The sequence below is a fragment of the Devosia sp. Micro-HW1 genome (genome assembly GCF_056341075.1).
Genome location: NZ_CP094375.1, coordinates 2,341,666 through 2,364,571, shown reverse-complemented (window position 1 = coordinate 2,364,571; position 22,906 = coordinate 2,341,666). Strand labels below are relative to the sequence as shown.

Genomic DNA, 22,906 nt, shown 5'->3' with positions numbered 1-22,906 from the left:
TCAGTCCAGCCTGACAAGCAGGTCCTTGGCGTCGATCTGGTCGCCGGGCTTGATGAGGAGTTCAGCCACCACGCCGTCGACTTCGGCATGGATGGCGGTTTCCATCTTCATCGCCTCGATCGAGCAGAGCACGTCGCCGGCTGAAACCTTCTGGCCTTCCTTGACGGCAAGTGTCGAGATGACCCCCGGCATGGGCGCGCCGACCTGCTTGGGGTCGCCCACCGCAGCCTTGGCACGGACCTTGACCTCGCCGGCCTTGAGGCGATCGGGCACGACGATGGTGCGCGGCTGGCCATTGAGATCGAAGAAGACGCGGACTTCGCCCTTTTCATTGGTCGGCGCGCGACCCTGATAGGTGACGACCAGCGTCTTGCCCTTTTCGATGTCGACCAGCAGTTCGTCGCCCTCGTTGAGGCCGTAGAAATAGACCGGCGTCGGCAGCACTTCGGTCGGGCCGTAGCGATCCTGGGTCTTTTCGAAGTCTGAATAGACCTTTGGATACATGAGATAGGAGGCGAGCCTGAAATCATCGACCGGCATGCCGATCTCGTCAGAAATCTTCTTGCGCTCGGCTTCGAGGTCTATGGGCTTCAGATAAGAACCCGGACGCTCGGTGAGCGGCGTGCGCCCCTTGAGCACCTTCTTCTGCAGCTTTTCCGGGAAACCGCCCGGCGGCTGGCCGAGATCGCCGGCAAAGAAACCCACCACCGAGTCGGGGAAGGCAATGTCCTTGTCCGGATTCTCGACATCGGCGCGCGAAATGCCGGCCGAAACCATGGCCAGCGCCATGTCGCCCACCACCTTGGACGAGGGCGTGACCTTGACGATATCGCCGAACATCTGGTTGACGTCCGCATAGGTCTGGGCGACCTCGTGCCAGCGGGTTTCCAGACCCAGCGAGCGCGCCTGTTCCTTGAGATTGGTGAACTGGCCGCCCGGCATTTCATGCAGATACACTTCCGAAGCGCCGCCCTTGAGATCGCTCTCAAAGGCCCGGTACTGGGTGCGCACGGCCTCCCAATAGAACGAGATCTGGCGGATCGCCTTGGCGTCGAGGCCCGGGTCCCGGTCGCCATCGGCGAGGGCCGCGACCAGTGAACCGAGGGTGGGTTGCGACGTGGTGCCAGAAAGAGCATCCATGGCCGCATCGACCGCATCGACACCGGCATCGACGGCCGCCAGCACCGTGGCGGCAGCAGCGCCCGACGTATCGTGGGTGTGGAGGTGGATCGGCAGGCCGATCTCCTCTTTCAGCGTGGCGATGAGCTTCCTGGCCGCAGCGGGCTTCAGGAGCCCCGCCATGTCCTTGAGGCCCAGCACATGGGCGCCGGCGGCTTCGAGTTCCTTGGCGAGAGCCACATAGTATTTGAGATCATACTTGGCCCGGTCTGGGTCCAGCATGTCGCCCGTATAGCAGACCACACCCTCGGCAACCTTGTTGGCCTCGATGACAGCGTCGAGCGAGACGCGCATGTTCTCAACCCAGTTGAGACAGTCGAAGACACGGAAAATGTCGACGCCGCCCTCGGCCGCCTGCTTGACGAAGAATTTGACGACATTGTCCGAGTAGTTCGTATAGCCGACACCGTTCGAGCCGCGCAGCAGCATCTGGGTGAGGATGTTGGGCGCACCGGCCCGCACCTTGGCCAGGCGCTCCCACGGGTCCTCGTTGAGGAAGCGCATGGAGACGTCAAAGGTGGCGCCGCCCCAGCATTCGAGGGAGAAGAGGTTCGGCAGGCCGCGGCTATAGGCCTGGGCGATGCGGGTAATGTCGAAGCTGCGCATGCGCGTCGCCAGCAGCGACTGATGCGCGTCGCGCATGGTCGTGTCGGTGAAGAGCACGCGCTTTTGCGCCTTCATCCACTTTGCGAGGCCCGCCGGCCCGTCGCGGTCGAGGATCTGGCGGCTGCCTTCCACCACCGAGAGCGGCGGGAATTCCGGCACGAAGGGCGCAGCAGCATCGGCCGGCGGCCGGGGACGATCGCGCACTTCGGGATGGCCGTTTACGGTGACGTCAGCAATATAGGAAAGAAGCTTGGTCGCGCGGTCCTTGCGCGGCTTGAAGTTGAAGAGATCGGGCGTCGTGTCGATGAAGCGCGTCGTGTAGCGGTTCTCGAGGAAATCGGGATGGGTGATGATGTTTTCGAGGAAGGCCAGGTTGGTGGCCACGCCGCGAATACGGAACTCGCGCAGGGCGCGATGCATGCGGGCAATGGCCTCGTCCGCCGTCGGCGCCCAGCAGGTGACTTTTTCCAAGAGCGGATCGTAGTAGCGGGTGATGACCGCGCCCGAATAGGCAGTGCCGCCATCGAGGCGCACGCCAAAGCCGGTGGCGCCGCGATAGGCGGTAATGCGGCCATAGTCGGGAATGAAATTCTGTTCCGGGTCTTCGGTGGTGACGCGGCACTGGATGGCATTGCCGTTGAGCTTGATATCTTCCTGCTTCGGCACGCCTGACTCGGGGGTGCCGATGACGGCGCCGTCCAGCAGGTGGATCTGCGCCTTGACGATGTCGATGCCGGTGACTTCCTCGGTGACGGTATGCTCGACCTGGATGCGCGGGTTCACTTCGATGAAGTAGAACTTGTCGGTATCGGCATCCATGAGGAATTCGACCGTGCCGGCGCCGCGATAATTGGCGGCATTGCCCAGCCGCACGGCGGCATCGGTCAGCTCCTTGCGCACCGCGTCGGAGAGATAGGGCGCGGGGGCCCGCTCGACCACTTTCTGGTTGCGCCGCTGCACCGAGCAGTCACGCTCGAACAGGTGGACGAGATTGCCATGATCGTCGCCGATCAGCTGCACCTCGACATGGCGGGCGCGCTCGATCAGCTTTTCGAGATACATCTCGTCCTTGCCAAAAGCGGCCTTGGCCTCGCGCTTGCCTTCGCTGACTTCCGAGACCAGCGTCGTCTCGTCCATGATGCGGCGCATGCCGCGGCCGCCGCCGCCCCATGAGGCCTTGAGCATCAGCGGATAGCCGATCTCGGCGGCCATGCGCTTGACCTCATTCATGTCGTCGGGGAGCGCATCGGTGGCCGGGACCACCGGCACATTGGAGGCGATGGCCATGTTGCGCGCGGCAACCTTGTTGCCGAGGTCGCGCATGGTCTGCGCGCGGGGCCCGATGAAGATGATGCCGGCATCCTCGCAGGCATCGACGAATTCGGGACTTTCCGACAGGAGCCCATAGCCGGGATGGATGGCATCGGCGCCGGAAATGCGGGCGATGCGGATATATTCCTCGATCTGAAGGTAGGCTTCGACCGGGCCCTTGCCCTTGCCGATCAGATAGGCCTCGTCGGCCTTGAAGCGGTGCAGCGCCAGCTTGTCTTCTTCGGCATAGGCCGCGACGGTCTTGAGACCCAATTCATTGGCGGCGCGAAACACGCGAATGGCGATTTCGCTGCGGTTGGCGACGAGGATCTTCTTGATGGGCATCGATTTCAGTTCCGAGCAGGAGGGGGCGAGGACCCGCGAAGGGTCCGGCTCAGCAATTGCCGACGGAACGGACGGTTGACCGCCCAACCGCCGAAAACTTCAAATGTCTATTTCTGGCCGAGATATCCGGCCAGATGGCTCATGTCGTAACCCGCTTCGGCCGCCTGGGAGATGATCTCCGAAGCCGGGGCGTCCCCGGCCTGGCTCAATGCCCAGAGTGTCGTCGAGCGCGTGCCCGACCGGCAGAAGCAGAACACCTTGCCGTCGCTCCCCTCGAGCACGGCCTTGGTGGCATTGACGAGGTCGGGATTGACCCCTTCGCGACCCAGCGGAATGAAGTGATAGGCGAGCCCGGCAGCCTTGGCGGCGGCTTCGATTTCGGCTCCGGCCGGCTGGTCCGGCGACTCCCCATCGGGGCGATTGTTGACAATGGCGACAAAGCCCAGGTCCTTGAGCGTTTTCACGTCTTCCGGCTGGATTTGTCCAGAGACGCTGACGTGATCGTTGATCCGCTTCAATTCCAAGGCTGTTCTCCCAATAACCCCCGCAGCGCCGCCCTCTTGCACTCTGAGGACGAGCCGCAGACACGACGCTGGCGCACGCTTGGCCCGTTATAGCCATGCGCTTGGTGCCGACGCAACTGGGGCGGCATGCATTCCTGTCATGGAGCTGTCGCAAACCCCGCTCAGGCCGCCGAGACGAAGTGCGGCACGACCAGGGGGCGCGGGCGTCCCAGATAATAGCCCTGCATCGCCGTGCAGCCGGCCGCCGCCAGCTGCTGGAACTGTTCCTCGGTCTCGATCCCCTCGGCGACCACCTCGAGCGCCAGCGTGCGGGCAATGTCGCAGACCGCGGTGACGATCATGGCATTGACCGGATTGGCCGAGAAATCGGCCACATAGGTGCGATCGATCTTGATGATGTCGAAGGCGAAATCCCGCAGATAGTGCAGGCTCGCATGCCCGGCGCCGAAATCATCCACGGCCACGCGGATGCCCATGGCGCGCAGGGCCCTCAGATTATCCATCTCGACGCTGCCGGCCTTGAGCGGCGCATTCTCGGTGATCTCGACGATGATGCGCCCGGCATCGGAACCGGTCTCGACGAGGATATCGGAAAAGGCCTCGGCGAAGTCGGGGCGCCGCAGCTGCACCGGCGAGACATTGACCGCCACGGACGCTTCGAGCTGGGCGAGATCGGCGCAGACCCGTCGCAGCACCCATTCGCCCAGCCGGTCGATGAGATTGCTCTGCTCGGCGACCGGGATGAACTTGTCCGGAGCAATGGTACCGCGCACCCTGTGGCGCCAGCGCACCAGCGCCTCATGCGAGCGCACCGAGCGGGTCAGGCTGTCAAAGACCGGCTGGTAATGCAGTTCCAGCTCGTCCATCAGGATGGCGGCGCGCAGCTCGCGCTCGACAAAGCGGCGATGCCGCTCGTCGCCCAGCATGTCGGGATCAAAGGGCACGACACAGCCGCGCCCCGCCTGCTTGCCCTTGTAGAGGGCAAGATCGGCATTGGCGATCAGCTCATTGGGGTCGGTGCTGTCGAGCGGAGCCAGCGCCACCCCGATCGTGGCCGAAAGCCTGGTCATGCGCCCGGCAACGGCATGGGGCTCATTCAGCTGGCGCAGCAAGTGCTCGCCCAGCCGGCACAGAGCCGGCTTGTTGTCGTGGCCCGGGATCAGCACCCCGAATTCATCGCCCCCCAGCCGCCCGATAATGGCGCCGGGCATCAGCTTGCGCATTTCGCGCACCAGCGCCACCAGGGCCGCATCGCCTGCGCCATGGCCGGCGCTGTCATTGAGGACCTTGAGATTGTCCATGTCGATCTGCAGATAGCCAACCGCCGAGAGCGAGCCGCGCTGGGCGAAGCGATTGAGCTCGTCGAGAAAGTAGGAGCGGGTAAACGTGCCGGTCAATGCATCGCGATGCGCCGAGGCCAAGGCCTCGGTGACCGAGGCCTGCACGTCGGCAAGGCGCTGGCGCACCAGCCTCTGGGTCAGCAGCAGCATGAGGGGAATGGCGCTCGACAGGCCGGCCATGGTCCAGGCCAGAACCGGGTCCCAGGGTCCGCCCAGGGCAGTCACCAGGCTCAGCACCAGCAGCGCGCCGGCCAGGCAGCCGACGACGATACGCAGCCGGTCATAGGTCTCGACGACCAACGCAAAAGTGGGGCGAAGCTTCATGAAGCAACCTTGCTGCGCGACATTGCCACCACCTTGCCAACACAATCATGAATCAAAGCTAAAGGACTGAAAACACGAAATTTATTGGCGCGGGCAAACAAACGGGGCGCACGCTAGGGTCGCTCTGCAACAGGCAGATGACACTACGTGCGCCCCGATCAATCAGGACTAACAGCCGGTAAACGGCCTAACTGTCGCCAACTCCCGGCGTGTAGCGCGCCAGCGCCTGGATCACCCTTTTGGCGGTGACGCGGCCGATCTGCACGCCTTCGTCATTGGTGACGCCGACCCATTGATGCTCGGCGAAATAGGGCAGCACATCCTCGCAGCGGGCATTGGCCGGCACGGTGAACTGGCAGGGCTCGAAGGTGCCCCGCTCCATGATGGTGCGCACATGGATGGCGCGCGCCTTGTTCACCTCGCGCACGAATTCCTCGATATGTTCGTTGGCGGGCTTGAGCACGATATCCTCGGGCCTGCCCTCCTGCTGCACCGCGCCGTCCTTGAGTACGGCGATGCGGTCGGCGATCTTGAGCGCCTCGTCGAAATCGTGGGTGATGAAGAGGATGGTCTTGCCCAGGCTCTTTTGCAGTTCGACCAGCTGATCCTGCATGCCCGAGCGAATGAGCGGGTCGAGCGCCGAAAAGGCCTCGTCCATGAGGATGATGTCGGTATCGAGTGCGAGGGCCCGGGCGAGGCCGACGCGCTGCTGTTGTCCGCCCGAGAGCTGGCGCGGGCGGCTGTTTTCGTAACCGGCGAGGCCCACGGTCTCGATCCACTGCGCCGCCTTTTCCAGCCGCTCGGCCTTGACGACGCCCCGCGTTTCGAGCCCATAGGCGACATTGTCGATGACCGAGCGATGCGGCAGGAGGCCGAACTTCTGGAACACCATGGCCACGGTATTGCGCCGATAGGTGCGCAATTGGGGCAGGCTCATGGCGGTGACGTCGCTGCCATCCACGACAATTTCTCCCGATGTCGGGTCGATCAGGCGGTTGACGTGACGGATCAGCGTCGACTTGCCCGAGCCCGACAGGCCCATGACCACGAAAATCTGCCCGCGGGCAATGTCGAGCGAGACATTGTCGAGGCCCACAACATGATTGGTCTCGGCCTGGACTTCAGCCTTGGACTTGCCCTGTTCGAGCAGCGCCAGCGCGCCCTCGGGGTTGTCGCCAAAAATCTTGGTGACCCCGCGCATGCGGATGGCCAGATTGGTATCTGTGTTCATGTCGTGCATGTCAGCGCGCCTCCATCAGGCCGATGCGGGCCTGCAATTGCTTGCCGAAGGATTGGGTGATGCGATCAAAGATGATGGCCAGCGCCACGATGCCGAGACCGGCAAACAGGCCCCGGCTCACTTCGAGCCGGCCGATGCCCTGCAGCACCTGGTAGCCCAGGCCGCCGGCGCCGATCATCGAGGCGATGACCACCATGGAAAGCGCCATCATCGTGGTCTGATTGACCCCGGCCAGGATCGTCGGCAGCGAGAGTGGGATCTGCACGCCAAAGAGACGCTGGGTCGGCGTCGTGCCGAAGGCGCGGCTGGCCTCCATCACCGCCGGATCGACTGAACGCAGGCCAAGGTCGGACAGGCGCACCAGCGGCGGAGCAGCATAGACGATGGTGGCGATCAGCGCTGGGATCTTGCCAGGCCCAAAGATCATCACCGTGGGAATGAGATAAACAAAGCTCGGCAGGGTCTGCATCAGGTCGAGGAGCGGGGTGATCACGCCGCGCACCCGGGCCGACCGGCTCATCCAGACCCCGATGGGGATGGAGATGACAATGGCGGTGAGCGTTGCCGCGATCATCAGCGCCATGGTGGTCATGGCGTCTTCCCAAAGATCCATGATCCCGAGAAACACCAGCGAGACGAGGACGATGACCGGCAATTGCCAGCGGCGCGTGGCCAGCCAGGCAATGCCCACCAGGATCGCCATGATCAGCCACCAGGGGGTGGCGATCAGCACGTCCTCGATGAAGTTGAGCAGCATGAGCAGCGGATAGGCCGCGGCTTCGAATTCATCGCTCCAGTTGCGCACGACCCAGTTGAGGGCGTCGTCAATGGCGCGGCGCCAGGGGCGCGTGTCGATCAGTTCAGGAAACATGTCTTACTTCTCTTGGGGCGTCCAAACCCGAAGGCAGGTACGCGAGCCTGCCTGCCCTGGGGATCGAACGCGGAAAGCGGCCGGGTCGAAACCCGGCCGCCGTGAGGAAAGCTTTGGCGCCTTGGCCTAGCCGAGGGCGGCCAGCACCTTTTCGGCCACTTCAGCCGGAACCCAATTGGTCCAGACATCCTGCTTGGTCAGGAGGAAGTTTTCGGCAGTGGCTTCGGCGTCAGCCTGGTTCTCGTCGCCATAGACGAGGAGCTCTGAAATCTCCGCATTGGAGAGGCCGACCTTGGAGAAATACTCGGCCACGACAGGGGCTTCTTCCTGGATCCATGCAGCCGCGCCAACAACGGCGGGGCTCGAAGGATAGGCAGTGACGCCGGCTGGCTCGTCGCAATCGGGATCGGTATTGCAGGCATAGACTTCGGGCTTGGTCTCGCCCAGGTCGAGCTGCACGGCGGGATATTTGCCCAGGATGGCGGTCGGGCCCCAATAGTAGAAGAGGATAGGCTCTTCGCGGGTGAAGGCACGGGCAATGGACGCGTCCAGCGCACCGCCAGACCCGGGCGAGAAGAGGTTCCAGGTCTCCTCCATCCCATAGGCTTCGAACAGCGCCGACGTCGAAAGCTCGCAGGCCCAGCCCGGCGGGCAGGAATAGATCCGGCCCTGGCTATTGTCTTCCGGATCGGCGAACAGCTCGGGACGCGCAATCACGGCTTCGGCCGTGGTGAGGTCCGGATTGGCTTGCTGGGTATATTCGGGGATGAACCAGCCTTCCACCGTGCCATCGGTGATGGCGTCGGCCAGCTGGACGACTGTGCCCTCTTCGATGCCCTTGGCCCAGGCATCTTCGATGGCGCTGGTCCAAAGTTCGGGCGCCACGGCGGGCGTGCCGCGGGTCAGCATTGAGGAGGAGGTCGGCACGGTATCCCCGGTGACGATCTCGACATCACAGCCATATCCTTCGGCAAGGATCGTCGCATGGATATGCGCCAGGGCTGCGGCGGAGGGCCAGGTCATTTCGGCAATATCAATGGTGCGGTCGGTCCCGCACTGGGCGGCATCAGCTTCCTGGGCAAGGACGGGAAGGCTGCCAGCGGACAAAAAGGCAACGGCGATCGCGGCGGCAATGCCACCGGATTTCAAAATCATCAGGTCAACTCCTGCGGTTACGGAATGGAGCGGACCATAAAGGTGGCAGAATTGTGTGTCAAATCGAGCAATATTTTATCAATAACAGACGTCGCCACGCCTTTTTTCTTGATCGGATGATTGCTTGATTTGATCGGCAAACTGATGAAATCGGAAAACTTGACTGCTCAAGTCGCCACAACTCACGAATTCAACTATTTTCAAGTCAAAAGAATCTCAAAAAATCACCCGAGCTCCGGATCAGGGAGCGATGGCGACCCAGCTTTCCCAGAGGTCGGCCCGCTCGGCAACGAAACGGTCCGCCACCGATTCCACGCTCGCCCCGGTCTCGTTGAGCTGGGCGAGGAGCAGGTTCATGTCCTCGAGCGTAAAGCTGGCACGCTGGAAATAGGCGGCCACATCGGGCGCATCGGCAAAGACACGCTCGGCCAGGGCGATCACCACCGTTTCGGTGGGAAAGGCCGACGGCTGGGGATTGGCGCAGATGCGGTCGCCCAGGCACTGGGCCGCGTCTTCACTATATTCGCCCATGTCGAGGGCGACGAAATCGAGCTGGGCGAGAATGGCATTGGGTTGCCAATAGTAGAACAGGAAAGGCTCGCGCCGATTGACGCCCTCGGCAATCAGCCGGTCCATTTCCAGACGGTTGGCGGGTTCGACAATCTCGACAAGGTCTTCGAGACCATGTGCCGCGATCAGGTTGCGGTTGATGATCGAACAGGCCCAGTCGAGCGGACAGGAAACAAAGCGCAGCGGCTCGTCCAGCTCCAGCTCGGACAATGCCTGAGCGAGGTCGGCGGCCTTGGGTGTGGCGGTAAAGTTGCCGGCCAGCGCCGAAGGCATAAACCAGCCCTCGAACTGGGTCTCGACATAGCTCGTTGCGGCCGAACGGACCTGTTGGCCTTCCATCGCCCCATTCCACAGATCGGCAACGCGATTGACCCACATTTCAGGCGCCACCTGCGGCTGCCCGGTCGAACCCATGGACGAAATGGCCGCGCCGAGGTCCGTCTGCACCACCTGCACTGCGCAGCCGAATTCGCTGGCCAGGATGCGGGCATGGATTTCGGCGAGAAGCGCGGCGGAAGGCCAGCTCATGCGGGCGATGGTCATTGGTCTTGTGCCGCAGGGGGACGGCGGCACGGCGCCCTCTTCGGGCCGCGCCTGGGGCAGCGGTGGCGCCGCCTGGTCCTGGGCGCTGTCGAGCACGGTGACCTGCGCCAGCGCCGGCTGCGCGAGCATGGCCAGACAGACCAATGCGATGACATGGCGAAGAAATGGCATATCCGACCCTTGCCGTCCGTCCCGGAGCATGGGGCCAGTCTATGCCCAACGAGAGTGCGTTAAGCAACCGCAACGGCTAATGGATTTGGCGCGCAATCCCCGGTGACAGCTCTGCCCAGATTGTGCAACAGTCGCCTCCCAGCGGGGCGCGCATCGCGCCCCCTTGCCAGTTGCAGCGCCGCAAGAGGAGGTCGATCAAGACCTTCCCGGTGCGCAACCTGAAACAGAGGGACACGCATGTTCAAGAAAACCCTGACCCTGGCGGTTGCCGCCACTGCCCTGACCGTTGCCGCACCGGCACTGGCCCAGGACACCGGCGCCACCATCGGTTTCGTCGGCGGCCTGACCGGCCCGATCGAATCGCTCGCCCCGCCGATCCTGGCCGGCGCCCAGCTCGCTGTGACCCAGGTCAACGAACAGGGCGGCATCCTGGGTGGTGAGCTCACCATGATCTCGGCCGACAGCGCCTGTGACGCAACCGGCGGCGCCACCGCAGCCGACAAGGTCATCAATACCGACAACGTCGTTGCCGTCGTCGGGGGCCTGTGCACCGGCGAAACCATCGGCGCCTTCAACGGCTCGGGCCTTTCGGGCGGCGTGGTATTCGTTTCGCCGGCCTCTTCGGCTCCGGCCCTGACCACGCTGGAAGACAATGACCTTGTCTACCGCACCACCCCGTCCGACGCACTCCAGGGCGTGAAGATGGCCGAGCTGCTGCTCGCCAAGGGCATCAACGACATCGCCATTACCTATGTCAACAATGACTACGGCAAGGGCTTTGCCGACGCGCTGGCCGCTGCCTACACCGCCGGTGGCGGCACCGTGGCTGCCAATATCGCCCATGAAGAAGGCAAGGCCGACTACCGCGCCGAGCTGGGCAACCTGGTCGCCTCGCAGAACCTCGTCATCCTCGCCTATGCCAACGCCTCGGGTAACACCGTGCTGCGTCAGGCTGTCGAGAGCGGCAACTTCACCACCTATGTGGGCGGCGACGGCATGGTCGGCGACGACCTGCTGACCGGTATCGACGCTGCTGCCGTGGAAGGCCTGATCGCCACCCGCGCCGGCGCCCCGACCGGTGAAGCCGTGGACATCTACAATGCCTTTACCGGCGAAGGCTTCACCGCCAACGCCACCTATGCTCCGCAGGCCTATGACGCCGCCTTCCTGCTGGCTCTCGCCATCGAAAAGGCCGGCTCGACCGACCGTGCCGGCATTGCCGCCGCCCTGCGCGAAGTCGCTTCGGCTCCGGGCGAAAAGATCCTGCCGGGCGAATGGACCAAGGCCAAGGAACTGATCGCTGCCGGTACCGACATCGACTATGAAGGCGCCGGTGGCGCGCTGGACTTCGACGAAGCCGGCGACGTGGACGGCATCATCGTCGAACTGGCCGTCGAGGGCGGCTCGTTCGTCGAAAAGGGCCTGATCCAGTAACTCTGCTTCATCCGGCGCTTTGCGCGCAGGGCACGAACGCTCGATACACAGAGGCCCGGGAGCAATCCCGGGCCTTTTCTTTTGGAGGCAGATGGTGGCTGACGACGACACACTCCGCTTTTATGCCGACAATGCCGCGACCTATGCGCAGCACCGGACACGTCCGAGCGGCCCCCATCTCCACGCCTTCCTTGCAGCGCTGCGACGAGGTGCGCGCATTCTCGAACTGGGCTGCGGCAATGGCATGGACGCGGAGCACATGCTGGCACAGGGCTTTGACGTCGACGCCACCGATGGCACGCCCGATCTTGTCGCAGAAGCCCGAATGCGGGTCGGCGACAGTGCCCGCCTCATGCGCTTTGAGCATCTTGGGGCCGTGGCCGAATATGATGGGGTCTGGGCCTGCGCCAGCCTGCTGCATGTGCCGACGATGACCCTGCCCGATATTCTGGCCCGCATTCATCGCGCTTTGCAATCCGGCGGGGTGTTTGTCGCCAGCTTCAAGGCGGGCACGGGCGAAGGCCGGGATGGCCTGGGGCGGTACTATAACTATCCCACACCAGAAGGTCTGAATGCCGCCTATCGTGCGGCGGGCTGGACCGACCTCAGCCTCGAAACGAACATGGGCAGCGGCTTTGATGCGCTGCCCACTGAGTGGCTGTCGATGACGGCGAGGCGATAGCACCAGGGATGGGCTCGGCCTCGCCTTCCCTTCGGCATTGCCGGGCTTGTCCCGGCAATCCATCTTGTTGAGGCATCGCGTGGACCACCGGGACAAGCCCGGTGGTAACGTTGAACATGGGTTGCGCAGATGGGGACGTTCCCCAACCCCTACCCCTCGCGCTTGACCACTTCCGGAATAAGCCCCTTGGGCGCGAACCTGAGCGCAATGGTGACCACAAGGCCGAGCACGAAGACGCGCATCTGCGCCGAGCGGGCCTCGATTTCGGGGATGGCGCCCCAGCCCATATTGGTCGACCAGTAGCTGACAAGGTCGAACACGGCCTTGGAGAGCGGCTCTGAAATCACCCAGATCAGCCAGAGCAGGACCGCGCCGAACAGCGCACCCCAATTATTGCCGGCGCCACCGACAATGACCATGACCCAGATGAGGAAGGTGTGATTGATCGGCTGGTAGCTCGAGGGATCGAAGATCTGCACGAAACTGACCAGCATGGCGCCGCCAATGCCCATCAGCACCGAGCCGAAGACAAAGATTTCGAGCTGGCGGGCGGTGACATTCTTGCCCATCGAGGAGGCGGCGATGTGATTGTCGCGAATGGCGCGCATCATCCGGCCCCAGGGGCCGGCATAGGCCCGCGAGATCAACCACATGACCAGCGCCAGGATGACCACGGCCAGCACCAGGAACCCGGCGCGGGCGGCGATCAGCGAGGTGGCAATATCCATGCCCTTGGCCTGGTATTGCTGCGGCAGCGGCGTCGGCCACGGAATGGGCGAGACGGTCAGGGTGCCGCGGGTCAGCCAGTCCATGTTCTTGATCAGCGCGCGAATGATCTCGGAAATGCCGATCGTGGCAATGGCGAGATAGTCGGTGCGCAGCCCCAGGCAGATCTTGCCGATGATGAAGGCTATGCCGGCTGCCAGCACGCCGCCGAACAGCCAGCCCAGGATCGGATGGCCGCCCAGGCCGCCGACCCAGCCGCCGCCCGTCGATTCGATATAGGCCGCCGCCGGATCGATCTGGCTGCGATAGAGCACATAGGCGGCGAACCAGGCGATGACGATCAGCGCGCCCCGCCACTTGCCTGATATGCCGATGCGATGCACCTGCCGTGCGGCCAGCACGATGAGCGCGCCACCGGCAAAGGCGAAGAGCGCGCGGCCGAGCATCATGGGGCCGTCCGAATTCCAGAACGCAGGATTGACCGGATAGGAAATGAAGGTGACGGCGGCGCCGCCCACCATGAGGAAACCCATGATGCCGAAGTTGAAGAGCCCGCCATAGCCCCACTGGATGTTGAGGCCGAGCGCGATCAGCGCATAGGCGGCCGCTTCCACCAGGCGCGAGGTGGTGAAGGGCAGGCCCATGACCCAGCCGATGACGAGGATCAGCACGAAGAGGCCGCCAAAGAGCGCCAGGGACCGCTGGATCATGACGAGGCTCCCTTGAAGATACCGGTGGGTCGCACGAGCAGGGTCACCACGAGGATGACGAAGGCCACGGTGAGCTTGTATTCGGTCGGCACCAGCGCCAGCGTCGCCGGCAGCTGCATCCAGTCAGGCAGGATCGCATTGAGCGGCCGCAGCAGCATGGTCCAGTTGAACACGGCCAGCGTTTCGGCAAAGCCGATGAGCAGCCCCCCGGCAATGGCGCCATAGGCCTGGCCCAGGCCACCGACAATGGCGGCAGCAAAGATCGGCAGGATGATGTTGAAGGCGAGGTCCGGCTTCAGCGTCACGTCGAGCGCCAGCATGGTGCCGGCCATGCAGGCCAGTGCCCCGGCAATGACCCAGGTGACGCGCACGACCAGCGCCGTATTGATACCCGAGACCTGCGCCAGGTCGGCATTGTCGGCCATGGCGCGCATGGCCTTGCCCAGGCGCGAGCGGGTGAGGAAGAAATGCAGCGCCACCACCGAAATGAAGGTCACGAGGATCATCAGCACCTGCGGCTCGGTGATGACAAGCGGACGGGTCGAACCGAGGGCCGACATGTCGATGCGGAATACTTCCTTGGGCTCGGTCTCGAAGAAGGAGTAGGAACCGGCGCCGAAGAACAGGCGGATAAGGCCCTGGATCATCAGCGTCACGCCGATGGAGGCGATGAGCAGGGTCACCGGCCTGGCGCCGCGCTTGCGCAGCGGGGCATAAAAGCCCTTGTCGATACCCAAAGCCAGGATGGCGGTCAGCACCATGGCGATGGGCAGGACCACAAAACCCGTCGGAATGGGCGTGACAATACCCCAGGCGGCAAAGGCCGAGGCGAGCAGGAAGGCGATGAAGGCGCCGCCCGTCATCAGCTCGGAATGGGCAAAATGCGCGAAGCGCAGGATGCCGAAGATCAGGGTGATGCCTATGGCGCCCAGCGCGTAGATGCAGCCGAGCACGAGGCCGGAAATGACCACCTGATTGATGAAGAAAACGAGTTCGGTCATGCGGAGACCCGGATGTTCTGTGCGAGTAGGGACACACCCCTCATCCGGCGCTGCGCGCCACCTTCTCCCGCAAGGGGAGAAGGGTAAGAGGGGCAAGATGGTGCCACATCGCCTTCTCCCCTCGCGGGAGAAGGTGCCCGAAGGGCGGATGAGGGGGAGCAAAGCCGCATCATGACATCAGCCCCCCAGAAAGCTTTTGGCGACTTCAGGGTCGGCGATCAGCTCGGCCCCGGTGCCGGTATAGCGGTTCTGGCCGCTGGCGAGCACAAAGCCCTTGGTGGCAAAGGCCAGGGCCTGGCGGGCATTCTGCTCCACCATGAGGATGCCGACGCCTTCCTGGTTCACCCGCTGGATGGTCTCGAAGATTTCAAGGACATAGCGCGGCGACAGGCCCGCCGACGGTTCGTCGAGCATGAGAAGGCTGGGTTTGCTCATCAGCGCGCGGCCCATGGCGACCATCTGCCGCTGTCCGCCCGAAAGTTCACCGGCCGGCTGGCGGCGCTTTTCGGCGAGAACCGGGAACATCTGGTAGACCCAGTTCATGGTGGCGCGGAAATCGTCCTTGCGGGTAAAGGCCCCCATTTCGAGGTTTTCCTCGACGCTCATCGAGGTGAAGACGTTCTTTTCCTGGGGCACGAAGCTCAGGCCCTTGGGAACCAGTTTGTCAGGCAGCGAATTGGCGATGTTCTCGCCGCCGAAGTCGATAGTGCCGCCGGTGACCTTCAAAAGCCCGAAAATGGCCTTGAGCGTGGTCGACTTGCCGGCACCATTGGGGCCGACGATGACGCCGATATCGCTCTTGTCGATGGCGATATTGACGCCGTTGAGAATGGGCGCACCGCCATAGCCGCCGACGACGTGTTTCAGTTCAATCAGCGCCATGGTCATGCCACCTCGGCAGGCGAGCCGAAATAGGCTTCGACGATTGCGGGATTGGCACGGATTTCGGCCATTGGGCCCTCGGCGATCTTTTCGCCCTGCGCCATGACGATGACCGGATCACAGAGGCGACCGATCAGGTCCATGTCATGCTCGATGACGAAGAAGGTATAGCCCAGTTCCTGGTTCATGCGCTCGATATTGGAGGCAAGGTCGTTGAGGAGGGTCTTGTTGACGCCCGCCGCCACTTCATCGAGCAGCACGACCTTGGCATCCACCATCATGGTGCGCCCGAGCTCGAGCAGCTTCTTCTGTCCGCCCGAGAGATTGCCGGCCAGCTCGTCGCGCACATGGCCGAGCTTGAGAAAATCGATGACGTCGAGCGCCTTCTTGCGCACCTCGGTTTCGCGGCTGCGCACGAGACCGGGGCGGAACCAGGTATCCACCAGATGCTCGCCCGGCTGGTCGCCCGGCACCATCATCAGGTTTTCCAGCGCCGTCATCTGCGAGAATTCATGCGCGATCTGGAAAGTGCGCAGCATGCCGATGCGGAACAATTGATGGGGTTTCAACCCCGTCACGTCGGCACCGTCGAAGATCACCTGGCCTTCATCGGGGACGATATTGCCGGCCACCATGTTGAAGAGAGTCGATTTGCCCGCGCCATTGGGCCCGATCAGCCCGGTAATGGAACCGCGCTTGACCGAGAGCGAGCAGTTGTTGACGGCTCTGAGGCCGCCGAAGCGCTTTGAGACGTTGCGAACGTCGATGACCAAGTCAGAGGACAAGTGTTTGAAAGCCCCGATTTCCTGAATTTGCCGTGCCCTTGTCAATTCGGGCGATTTTGGGGCATCTGCTCACAGACGCGCGCCAAATTCAACCATTGACTAACCACTCAGACAGCGGCGAGCACGGCGTCCGCAGTGGATTTGTTGTTGGCCAGAGGCACATCATAGAGCGTGGCCAGACGCGTCAGCGCCTTCACATCGACGTCATGGGGCTGGGCCGAGAGCGGATCGATGAAAAAGATCAGGACGTCGAGCCGACCTTCGCAGATCATCGCCCCCAATTGCTGATCCCCGCCCAGCGGACCGCTCTTGAGCAGGCTGACGCTCAATCCGGTAGCCGCCATGATCCGGCTCCCCGTGGTTCCGGTGCCCCACAATTCATGCTCGACCAGCTTGTGCCGGTGCGCCTCCGCCCAGCGGCAAAGGTCGTCTTTCTTGTCGTCGTGGGCCACTAGACCGATACGTGCCATGGCGCTGCGCCTCCTGTGCCGCGCCTTCATGCCCGGACGGCGCGGAAAGGGCAATGGCCAGCGCGGCTCAAACCGCGTGCCAGTGTGCGGCCATTGCCGTCTCGTCCGGCGCCGGCCAGGCTAGGGTTTCAGCCGTCGTTTGCGTGGTCCCGGCAAACGCTTCCGACAGCGCGACCAGCCCGCCCGCCGCCGCCAGGCTTTGCGTCAACTGCGCCACGATGGCGCCGCCCTCGCCCGTCCCGGACAGCAGCGAAACGGTCAGCGCCTGCATCTGGGTTGCCCCGGCCAGGAGGCCCGAACATTCGCATGCCAGCCCTTTCAGCACGTCAAGTTGGTCTTCCAGGGCGCCCAGGACCTGTTCGGGAAACGCCAGCAGGTCAGGATCCGCCGCTGCCCCATCGGCCCGGTCGCTGTCGGCCCGCAAGTGTGCGGACACCTGCGCCAGGCCGGCCGCGAGGGCCCGCAGATCGGCTGCGACCGGCTGACCCTGCGCCAACCGCGCCGCGACCAGATTGGCGGCAAGGCCAAGCGCATCGACCTGCTCGACCAGCGCCCCGGCCTTGTCCACAGCCGGCTCCTGCCGCGCCAGATCGCGCCGCAGCTTGCCGCCACGCCGCTGCAGCGCCTTGGTCTGGCGCGCCACCGCGTCGAGCCCGCGCGCAAGCTCTCCGGCCTGCCGGAACTGCTGCGCGGCGGTCCGGCCAAGCTGATCAAGGCCTTCGTTGCAGGCGACACCATTGGCCACCAGCGCCTCTCCGCCGCGCAGAACGTCTGCGGCCAGGGTTTCCGCCGCCCGGCCCGCCACCTCGAGATCCGCAACAAGGCCGATCACCCGATCTGCCAGTTTTTCAGCGCCAAGCCGCAAAACCGCAAGATCGGGATCGTCCTCGGTGAGGCTGGTGTCGCACTGCCCCTCGGCGGCGAGAGCCAGCATCCTTCCCGCCGCTTCCACGGCCTGGGCGAGCTTTTCCTGCTCGGCCGCCAGCCGCGCCTCGGATGTCGGCCGGTGTGAAATCGTCGCCCGCCAGATAGGCGTGACGGGTCAATTGCGCTTCGGCAATGGCCAGCAGCCGGTCAAGGGCCGCCAGCGCTGCAGCAATGGCTGCCGGATCCTGCCTGCTGGGCGCGGTGCGGACCACGCGCCAGAAGACCGGGCCGGTAAAGCCCAGCGTCACATTGAGCTTGGCCCATTCGGCCCATTTGTCCACCTGGGCACGCCGCGAAGGATCGGAGGGCCAGAAGGTGTCCGACCCATAACGGCTGGCCAGGTAGCGCAGGATGGCGCCGGTCTCCCAAAGCGGATCATCGTTCCCATCGCGCAGCACCGGAACGGTGCCATTGGGGTTCATGGCCAGGAATTGGGGCGTGTCATTGCCGCCATGGACATGACCCACATCGTGGCGCTGGCATTCGAGGCCCAGTTCGCCGATGCACCACATCAGCGCCTGAACATTGGATGATGTCTTGCGGCCCCAGACGGTGAGCGTCATGACGACCCTCCCAGCACATCCTTCATGCTGACCGTGGCGCTGCCCGGGCGCAGCGGCTTCTGCTGGCTTTCATGCGGCACCCAGCCAGCGAGCCAGATGATTTCGAGCGTCGCCCGCACCCGTCCATCGGGGTCGGCGTCGCGTTCGGCATAGGCCTCTGCCGCCGCCGCCAGCAGGGTCCGCGTTGCAAAGCGGCGTGGACGGTCGGCCAGCGGGTTGCTGGCGCCGAGCGCCTTGAGTTCAGCCATCAAGGCAAAGGGCGTGGCATAGCGCACGCGATGGGTTTCGACGTCGGCGACCGGCAGGGCAAAGCCGGCGCGCTGCAGCAGCGCCCCCGCGTCGCGCACCTGCGCCATGGGCGCCACCCTTGCCGACGCGCCGCCCGAGACCATGAGGTCGGCCGTCAGAAAGGCTTCGCGCAGTTCCGCCAGGCTCTCTCCGCCCACAAAGGCCGCCATAAGCAGGCCATCGGGCCTGAGCAGGCGCCGCAGCCGGGCCAGATGCCCCGGCACGTCGTTGACCGCCTGCAGATGCAGCAGGGTCACGATCAGGTCCTGTTCGCCCTCGGGCAGCTCCGGAAAGTCCGCGCCGGAAAAGGCCTCCACGCGCTGGGTGGTGACCGGGCCATTGGCGGTGAAAAGCGTTGCCGGCAACGTTGCCGCATCGGGCCCGATCAGCACGGCGCGGGAGAAATCGCGCTTATAGGCACTGAGCCGATCCGCCAGATCCTCGAGCACCAGATCGCGCACGAAGTTGTCGCCGCCTCGGCGCCGGGCAAGGTTGCGGGCGATCTGGGCGGTGTCGAAGAGGCGGGGCGGATTGGTCATGGATTTGGGCTTTCGCCGGAGCCGGACGAGGGGCAATATCGCCCTTATGGACATGGGTTCCGGGGAAGTCAAAGACATCGGTCCGGGGGCGCGGCTGGGGCAGGGCCTTGTCGCCCTGGGCCGTCTCGTGCTCGACCAGCTCTATCCACCTGCCTGCATTGCCTGCCAGGCCCCGCTCATGGGCGGCGATTGCCTGTGCCCCGCCTGCTTTGCCGGCCTCAGGCAGATTGCCGCCCCGCTCTGCCCGGTTCTGGGCATTCCCTTCGATGCCGATCTCGGCCCCGAGGCCCGCTCGGCCGAGGCGCTCTCCGATCCGCCGCCCTTTGACCGGTCCCGCGCCGCGGTCCGCTATGGCGAAATTGCCGGTATTCTGGTCAGCCGCCTCAAATATGGCGACCGGCCCGAGCTGGCCCGCTTCTGCGCGCGGCTGATGGCGGTGGCGGGTCGGGACTTCTGGGACCGGCAACCGGTGCTGGTGCCGGTGCCGCTGCATGCAAGCCGCCTGCGGTCGCGCCGCTACAACCAGTCCATGCTGCTGGCGCAGCAGCTGTCCCGGCTGACCGGTTGCTCTGTCGACCCTCACCTGGTGCACCGGCATCGCCGGACGCGCCAGCAGGTCGGCCTTTCCGGCGACGGTCGCCTGCGCAATGTGCAGGGGGCATTTTCCGTTCATCCGCGCTTCCTGGAGCGGGTCCGGGGACGGCCGGTCGTGCTGGTCGACGATGTCTATACGACGGGCGCGACGGTCAAGGCGGTGACGCGGGCCCTCAGGCGCGCCGGGGCTGCCGAGGTCAATGTGCTGACCTTCGCCCGCGTTGTCATTGGCGAGGAATCCCCCATATAAAGGGGCATGCCCTTTGATTTCCGGAGCCGATCCTCATGGCCAAGGTCGAAATCTACACGACGCCAACCTGCCCCTATTGCCACGCCGCCAAGTCCCTACTTGCAGACAAGGGCGTGGACTATACCGAGATTACCGTGCTCGACCCCGATCTGCGCGAGCAGATGACCCAGCGCGCCCATGGTCGCCGGACCGTGCCGCAGATCTTTATCGGCGACACCCATGTCGGCGGCTATGACGACATGGCCGCGCTCGACCGCCAGGGCGGTCTTGACCCCCTTCTGGCCCAATAGAGCCCATGAAAATCGCTGCCATCCAGATGCGATCGGGTCTCGATCCCGATGCCAACCTTGCTGCGCTTTCACCGCTCTTGGCGGAGGCGGCCGCGGCCGGCGCCAGCTATGCGCTGACCCCTGAAGTTACCCTGATTTTCCCGGAAAACCGCGATCAGCTGCGCTCGGTCGCGGCGCCGTTCGAAGGGCATCCGCAGCTGGCGGCAGTGGGCGAGCTGGCGAAACTGCATGGCATGTTCGTCCATATCGGCTCGCTGCCCATCCCGCTCGCGGATGGACGCTTTGCCAATCGCTCGGTCCTGTTCGGGCCTGACGGTCAGCAGGTCGCCACCTATGACAAGATCCACCTCTTTGATGCCGATATTGCCGGGCTCAATGCTTACAGGGAAAGCGCCACCTACAAGGGTGGCGATCGGGCGGTAACGGCGCCCCTGGGCGATTTCACCCTCGGCTTTTCCATCTGCTACGACATGCGGTTTCCGCGTCTCTACAACGCGCTGGCCAATGGCGGCGCCAATCTCATCGCCGTTCCCGCCGCCTTTACCGTGCCCACGGGACAGGCCCATTGGCATGTATTGCTGCGGGCCCGTGCCATCGAGACGGGCTCCTATGTCATCGCCGCGGCGCAGGGCGGCAGCCATCCCAATGGCCGCGCCACCTATGGCCATTCGCTGGTGGTCGATCCCTGGGGCAAGGTCATTGCCGAGCTCGACCACGACGAGCCGGGCGTGCTGCTGGCCGAGATCGATCCCAATGCTGTTTCCGAGGCACGCGGACGGGTTCCGGCCCTCGCCAATGCCCGCGATTTTGCCCCGCCGGGTTTGCAGGCCTGAGGCCTGTGCCTATATCTGGGAAACAAGGGCGCTCCGGCGTCACAACCAAACGCGTTCAGTCCAGTGATCCAGTATTCGCTTCAATGCTCCAAGGGCCATCACTACGAGGCCTGGTTCAAAAGTGCGGCCGCCTATGACGAGCAGCAGGCCCGCGGCATCGTGACCTGCGCCCAGTGCGGTGACGTGCATGTGGAAAAGGCGCCCATGGCGCCCAATGTGGCCCGCACCGATTCCGAGCGTGTGCCGCTCAGTGCCGCGCATCCCGATGCCGCGAAAATCCGCGAGATGTTGCGCCAGTATCGTCAGAAGGTGATGAGCGAGGCCGAGAATGTCGGCCCCCGCTTTGCCGAGGAAGCGCGGAAAATCCACTTCGAGGAAGTCGAGGCCCGCGGCATCTATGGCGAGGCCACGCATGACGAGGTGGCGAGCCTGATCGAGGACGGCGTCGATTTCCTGCCGCTGCCCGATGTGGGTGACGACAATTGAGCCTGTTCGCACGACAGGGGTTTGACGCGGCGCTGTCGACCCTGCCGGGCGTGAGTTTCGTCGATCAATGGGACGCCCATGTCGCCAAGGTCGGGAGCAAGGTCTTCTGTCTTCTCTCCGACGCCGTGCCGCACCATCTGGTGTTCAAATGCGGCGAAGAGAGCTTTGATATTCTCACCGCCCTCGATGGCGTTGCCCAGGCTTCCTACTTCGCCAAGCGGCAATGGGTGAGCGTCGCCGAGGGTTCTGACCTCACCGAAGCCGACCTTTTCGCCTATGCCGGCCGATCCCATGCGCTGGTCGCCAGGGGGCTGACCAGGAAATTGCGCATGGAACTGGGCATCGCTTAGTTCCCTTAAGTTATTTCCATTGGAGATTTGACATGACCACACTCGACGCCACTCTGTCGGGCCGCTTTGCCATTGGCGGCGACCTCGAGGTCAACCGCCTCGGTTTCGGCGCCATGCGCATCACCGGCAAGGGCATCTGGGGTCCGCCGGACAGTCACGCCGACGCCATTGCCGTGCTCAAGCGCCTGCCCGAGCTCAATGTCGATTTCATCGATACGGCCGAAAGCTACGGCCCCTATATCAGCGAGGAGCTGATCGGCGAGGCGCTGGCGCCCTATGACAAGGGCACCGTCGTTGCCACCAAATCCGGTCTCACCCGCACCGGTCCGGATGAATGGCATCAGGTCGGCCGCCCGGAGTTTCTGCGTCAGGGCGTCATGACCAGCCTGCGGCGCCTCAAGCTCGAACGCCTCGATCTCTGGCAGTTGCACCGCATCGACGCCAGGACGCCGCGCGAAGACCAGTTCGGCGTCATTGCCGCCATGCAGCAGCAAGGGCTCATCCGCCATGCCGGCCTCTCGCAGGTCAGCGTGGCCGACATCAAGGAGGCTTCCAAATACTTCAAGGTCGCGACCGTCCAGAACCTCTACAACTTTGCCAACCGGCAGAGCGAGGATGTGCTCGATTATTGCGAAGCCAACGGCATCGGCTTCATCCCCTGGTTCCCGCTCGCCGGCGGTGATCTGGTGGAGGGCCACGACAAGGCCCGCTCGATCATGGACAAGCATGGCGCCAGCGGCAGCCAGATCGCGCTGGCGTGGCTCCTGAAGCGCAGCAAAGTCATGTTGCCCATTCCGGGAACGGGCAAGGTCAAGCATCTTGAGGACAATGTCGCTGCAGCCGCGATCGACCTCAGCGACGAGGATTTTGCGGTCCTTGACGCGATCGGCAGGCGTTGACGATTTTGGGGTTAGGGT

The 22,906-nt window shown here is 64.0% G+C and carries 24 protein-coding genes; 9 read left to right on the top strand and 15 right to left on the bottom strand.

From position 1 onward, the window contains the following. From pyc to MQW79_RS11190, 6 genes are all read right to left on the bottom strand, one after another. On the bottom strand, positions 1-3,441 hold the full coding sequence (gene pyc, locus MQW79_RS11215; protein ID WP_476584562.1) for a pyruvate carboxylase: 3,441 nt from the start codon (positions 3,439-3,441) through the stop codon (positions 1-3). Positions 3,442-3,548: 107 nt separating this feature from the next. Then, complete coding sequence (locus tag MQW79_RS11210; RefSeq protein ID WP_476584561.1) at positions 3,549-3,965, bottom strand: protein tyrosine phosphatase family protein; 417 nt, start codon at positions 3,963-3,965, stop codon at positions 3,549-3,551. A gap of 161 nt (positions 3,966-4,126) precedes the next feature. Next, positions 4,127-5,629, bottom strand: a complete 1,503-nt coding sequence (locus MQW79_RS11205) for a putative bifunctional diguanylate cyclase/phosphodiesterase (RefSeq protein ID WP_476584560.1) — start codon at positions 5,627-5,629, stop codon at positions 4,127-4,129. 187 nt (positions 5,630-5,816) lie between these two features. Further along, positions 5,817-6,869, bottom strand: coding sequence for a quaternary amine ABC transporter ATP-binding protein (locus tag MQW79_RS11200; protein WP_476584559.1), 1,053 nt, complete (start codon positions 6,867-6,869; stop codon positions 5,817-5,819). A 1-nt stretch (position 6,870) separates the two neighbouring features. Next, positions 6,871-7,740 (bottom strand): ABC transporter permease, encoded by an 870-nt coding sequence (locus tag MQW79_RS11195; RefSeq protein WP_476584558.1) that lies wholly within the window; start codon positions 7,738-7,740, stop codon positions 6,871-6,873. Between the two features lie 126 nt (positions 7,741-7,866). Next, positions 7,867-8,763, bottom strand: a complete 897-nt coding sequence (locus tag MQW79_RS11190) for a glycine betaine ABC transporter substrate-binding protein (protein WP_476584557.1) — start codon at positions 8,761-8,763, stop codon at positions 7,867-7,869. On the opposite strand from MQW79_RS11190, the gene MQW79_RS11185 reads away from it, so the two are divergent. Continuing rightward, positions 8,725-9,015 carry a hypothetical protein gene (locus tag MQW79_RS11185; RefSeq protein WP_476584556.1) on the top strand — a complete coding sequence of 97 codons (291 nt, stop codon included), beginning with the start codon at positions 8,725-8,727 and terminating at the stop codon, positions 9,013-9,015. The genes MQW79_RS11190 and MQW79_RS11185 overlap by 39 nt on opposite strands. A 120-nt stretch (positions 9,016-9,135) precedes the next feature. Here the strand turns inward: MQW79_RS11185 and MQW79_RS11180 are convergent, their stop codons facing one another. Next, on the bottom strand, positions 9,136-10,179 hold the full coding sequence (locus MQW79_RS11180; protein WP_476584555.1) for a glycine betaine ABC transporter substrate-binding protein: 1,044 nt from the start codon (positions 10,177-10,179) through the stop codon (positions 9,136-9,138). Positions 10,180-10,416: 237 nt separating this feature from the next. On the opposite strand from MQW79_RS11180, the gene MQW79_RS11175 reads away from it, so the two are divergent. Both MQW79_RS11175 and MQW79_RS11170 read left to right on the top strand, forming a co-directional pair. Next, positions 10,417-11,613, top strand: a complete 1,197-nt coding sequence (locus tag MQW79_RS11175) for an ABC transporter substrate-binding protein (protein ID WP_476584554.1) — start codon at positions 10,417-10,419, stop codon at positions 11,611-11,613. Positions 11,614-11,707: 94 nt separating this feature from the next. Continuing rightward, positions 11,708-12,295, top strand: a complete 588-nt coding sequence (locus MQW79_RS11170; protein WP_476584553.1) for a class I SAM-dependent DNA methyltransferase — start codon at positions 11,708-11,710, stop codon at positions 12,293-12,295. Positions 12,296-12,444: 149 nt separating this feature from the next. Here MQW79_RS11170 and MQW79_RS11165 read toward each other — a convergent pair whose 3' ends face one another. The 8 genes from MQW79_RS11165 to MQW79_RS11130 form a co-directional block, all read right to left on the bottom strand. Further along, positions 12,445-13,731, bottom strand: a complete 1,287-nt coding sequence (locus MQW79_RS11165; protein ID WP_476584552.1) for a branched-chain amino acid ABC transporter permease — start codon at positions 13,729-13,731, stop codon at positions 12,445-12,447. Continuing rightward, positions 13,728-14,732, bottom strand: coding sequence for a branched-chain amino acid ABC transporter permease (locus tag MQW79_RS11160; RefSeq protein ID WP_476584551.1), 1,005 nt, complete (start codon positions 14,730-14,732; stop codon positions 13,728-13,730). Before MQW79_RS11160 ends, MQW79_RS11165 begins: the two co-directional genes overlap by 4 nt. 177 nt (positions 14,733-14,909) lie before the next feature. Next, positions 14,910-15,614: an ABC transporter ATP-binding protein gene (locus MQW79_RS11155; RefSeq protein WP_476584550.1), complete on the bottom strand. Its 705-nt coding sequence runs from the start codon at positions 15,612-15,614 to the stop codon at positions 14,910-14,912. Positions 15,615-15,616: 2 nt separating this feature from the next. Continuing rightward, a complete protein-coding gene (locus MQW79_RS11150) occupies positions 15,617-16,399 on the bottom strand; it encodes an ABC transporter ATP-binding protein (RefSeq protein ID WP_476584549.1) in 783 nt (260 codons plus the stop codon). 107 nt (positions 16,400-16,506) lie between these two features. Next, positions 16,507-16,869, bottom strand: coding sequence for a methylglyoxal synthase (locus MQW79_RS11145; RefSeq protein WP_476584548.1), 363 nt, complete (start codon positions 16,867-16,869; stop codon positions 16,507-16,509). Between the two features lie 67 nt (positions 16,870-16,936). Then, positions 16,937-17,803: a hypothetical protein gene (locus MQW79_RS11140; protein ID WP_476584547.1), complete on the bottom strand. Its 867-nt coding sequence runs from the start codon at positions 17,801-17,803 to the stop codon at positions 16,937-16,939. Then, positions 17,718-18,359, bottom strand: a complete 642-nt coding sequence (locus MQW79_RS11135; RefSeq protein WP_476584546.1) for a glutathione S-transferase N-terminal domain-containing protein — start codon at positions 18,357-18,359, stop codon at positions 17,718-17,720. Before MQW79_RS11135 ends, MQW79_RS11140 begins: the two co-directional genes overlap by 86 nt. Next, positions 18,356-19,186, bottom strand: coding sequence for an SAM-dependent methyltransferase (locus MQW79_RS11130; RefSeq protein WP_476584545.1), 831 nt, complete (start codon positions 19,184-19,186; stop codon positions 18,356-18,358). The genes MQW79_RS11135 and MQW79_RS11130 overlap by 4 nt, the downstream gene beginning before the upstream one ends. Here MQW79_RS11130 and MQW79_RS11125 point away from each other — a divergent pair. From MQW79_RS11125 to MQW79_RS11100, 6 genes are all read left to right on the top strand, one after another. Next, a complete protein-coding gene (locus MQW79_RS11125; RefSeq protein WP_476584544.1) occupies positions 19,185-20,030 on the top strand; it encodes a ComF family protein in 846 nt (281 codons plus the stop codon). The genes MQW79_RS11130 and MQW79_RS11125 overlap by 2 nt on opposite strands. A 35-nt stretch (positions 20,031-20,065) precedes the next feature. Beyond that, on the top strand, positions 20,066-20,320 hold the full coding sequence (gene grxC, locus MQW79_RS11120; protein WP_476584543.1) for a glutaredoxin 3: 255 nt from the start codon (positions 20,066-20,068) through the stop codon (positions 20,318-20,320). 5 nt (positions 20,321-20,325) lie between these two features. Next, positions 20,326-21,153 (top strand): carbon-nitrogen hydrolase family protein, encoded by an 828-nt coding sequence (locus MQW79_RS11115; protein ID WP_476584542.1) that lies wholly within the window; start codon positions 20,326-20,328, stop codon positions 21,151-21,153. 63 nt (positions 21,154-21,216) lie between these two features. Beyond that, positions 21,217-21,639, top strand: coding sequence for a DUF1178 family protein (locus MQW79_RS11110; RefSeq protein WP_476584541.1), 423 nt, complete (start codon positions 21,217-21,219; stop codon positions 21,637-21,639). Continuing rightward, a complete protein-coding gene (locus MQW79_RS11105; RefSeq protein ID WP_476584540.1) occupies positions 21,636-21,989 on the top strand; it encodes an MmcQ/YjbR family DNA-binding protein in 354 nt (117 codons plus the stop codon). The genes MQW79_RS11110 and MQW79_RS11105 overlap by 4 nt, the downstream gene beginning before the upstream one ends. A 32-nt stretch (positions 21,990-22,021) precedes the next feature. Then, on the top strand, positions 22,022-22,888 hold the full coding sequence (locus tag MQW79_RS11100) for an aldo/keto reductase (RefSeq protein WP_476584539.1): 867 nt from the start codon (positions 22,022-22,024) through the stop codon (positions 22,886-22,888). Positions 22,889-22,906 lie beyond the last annotated feature (18 nt).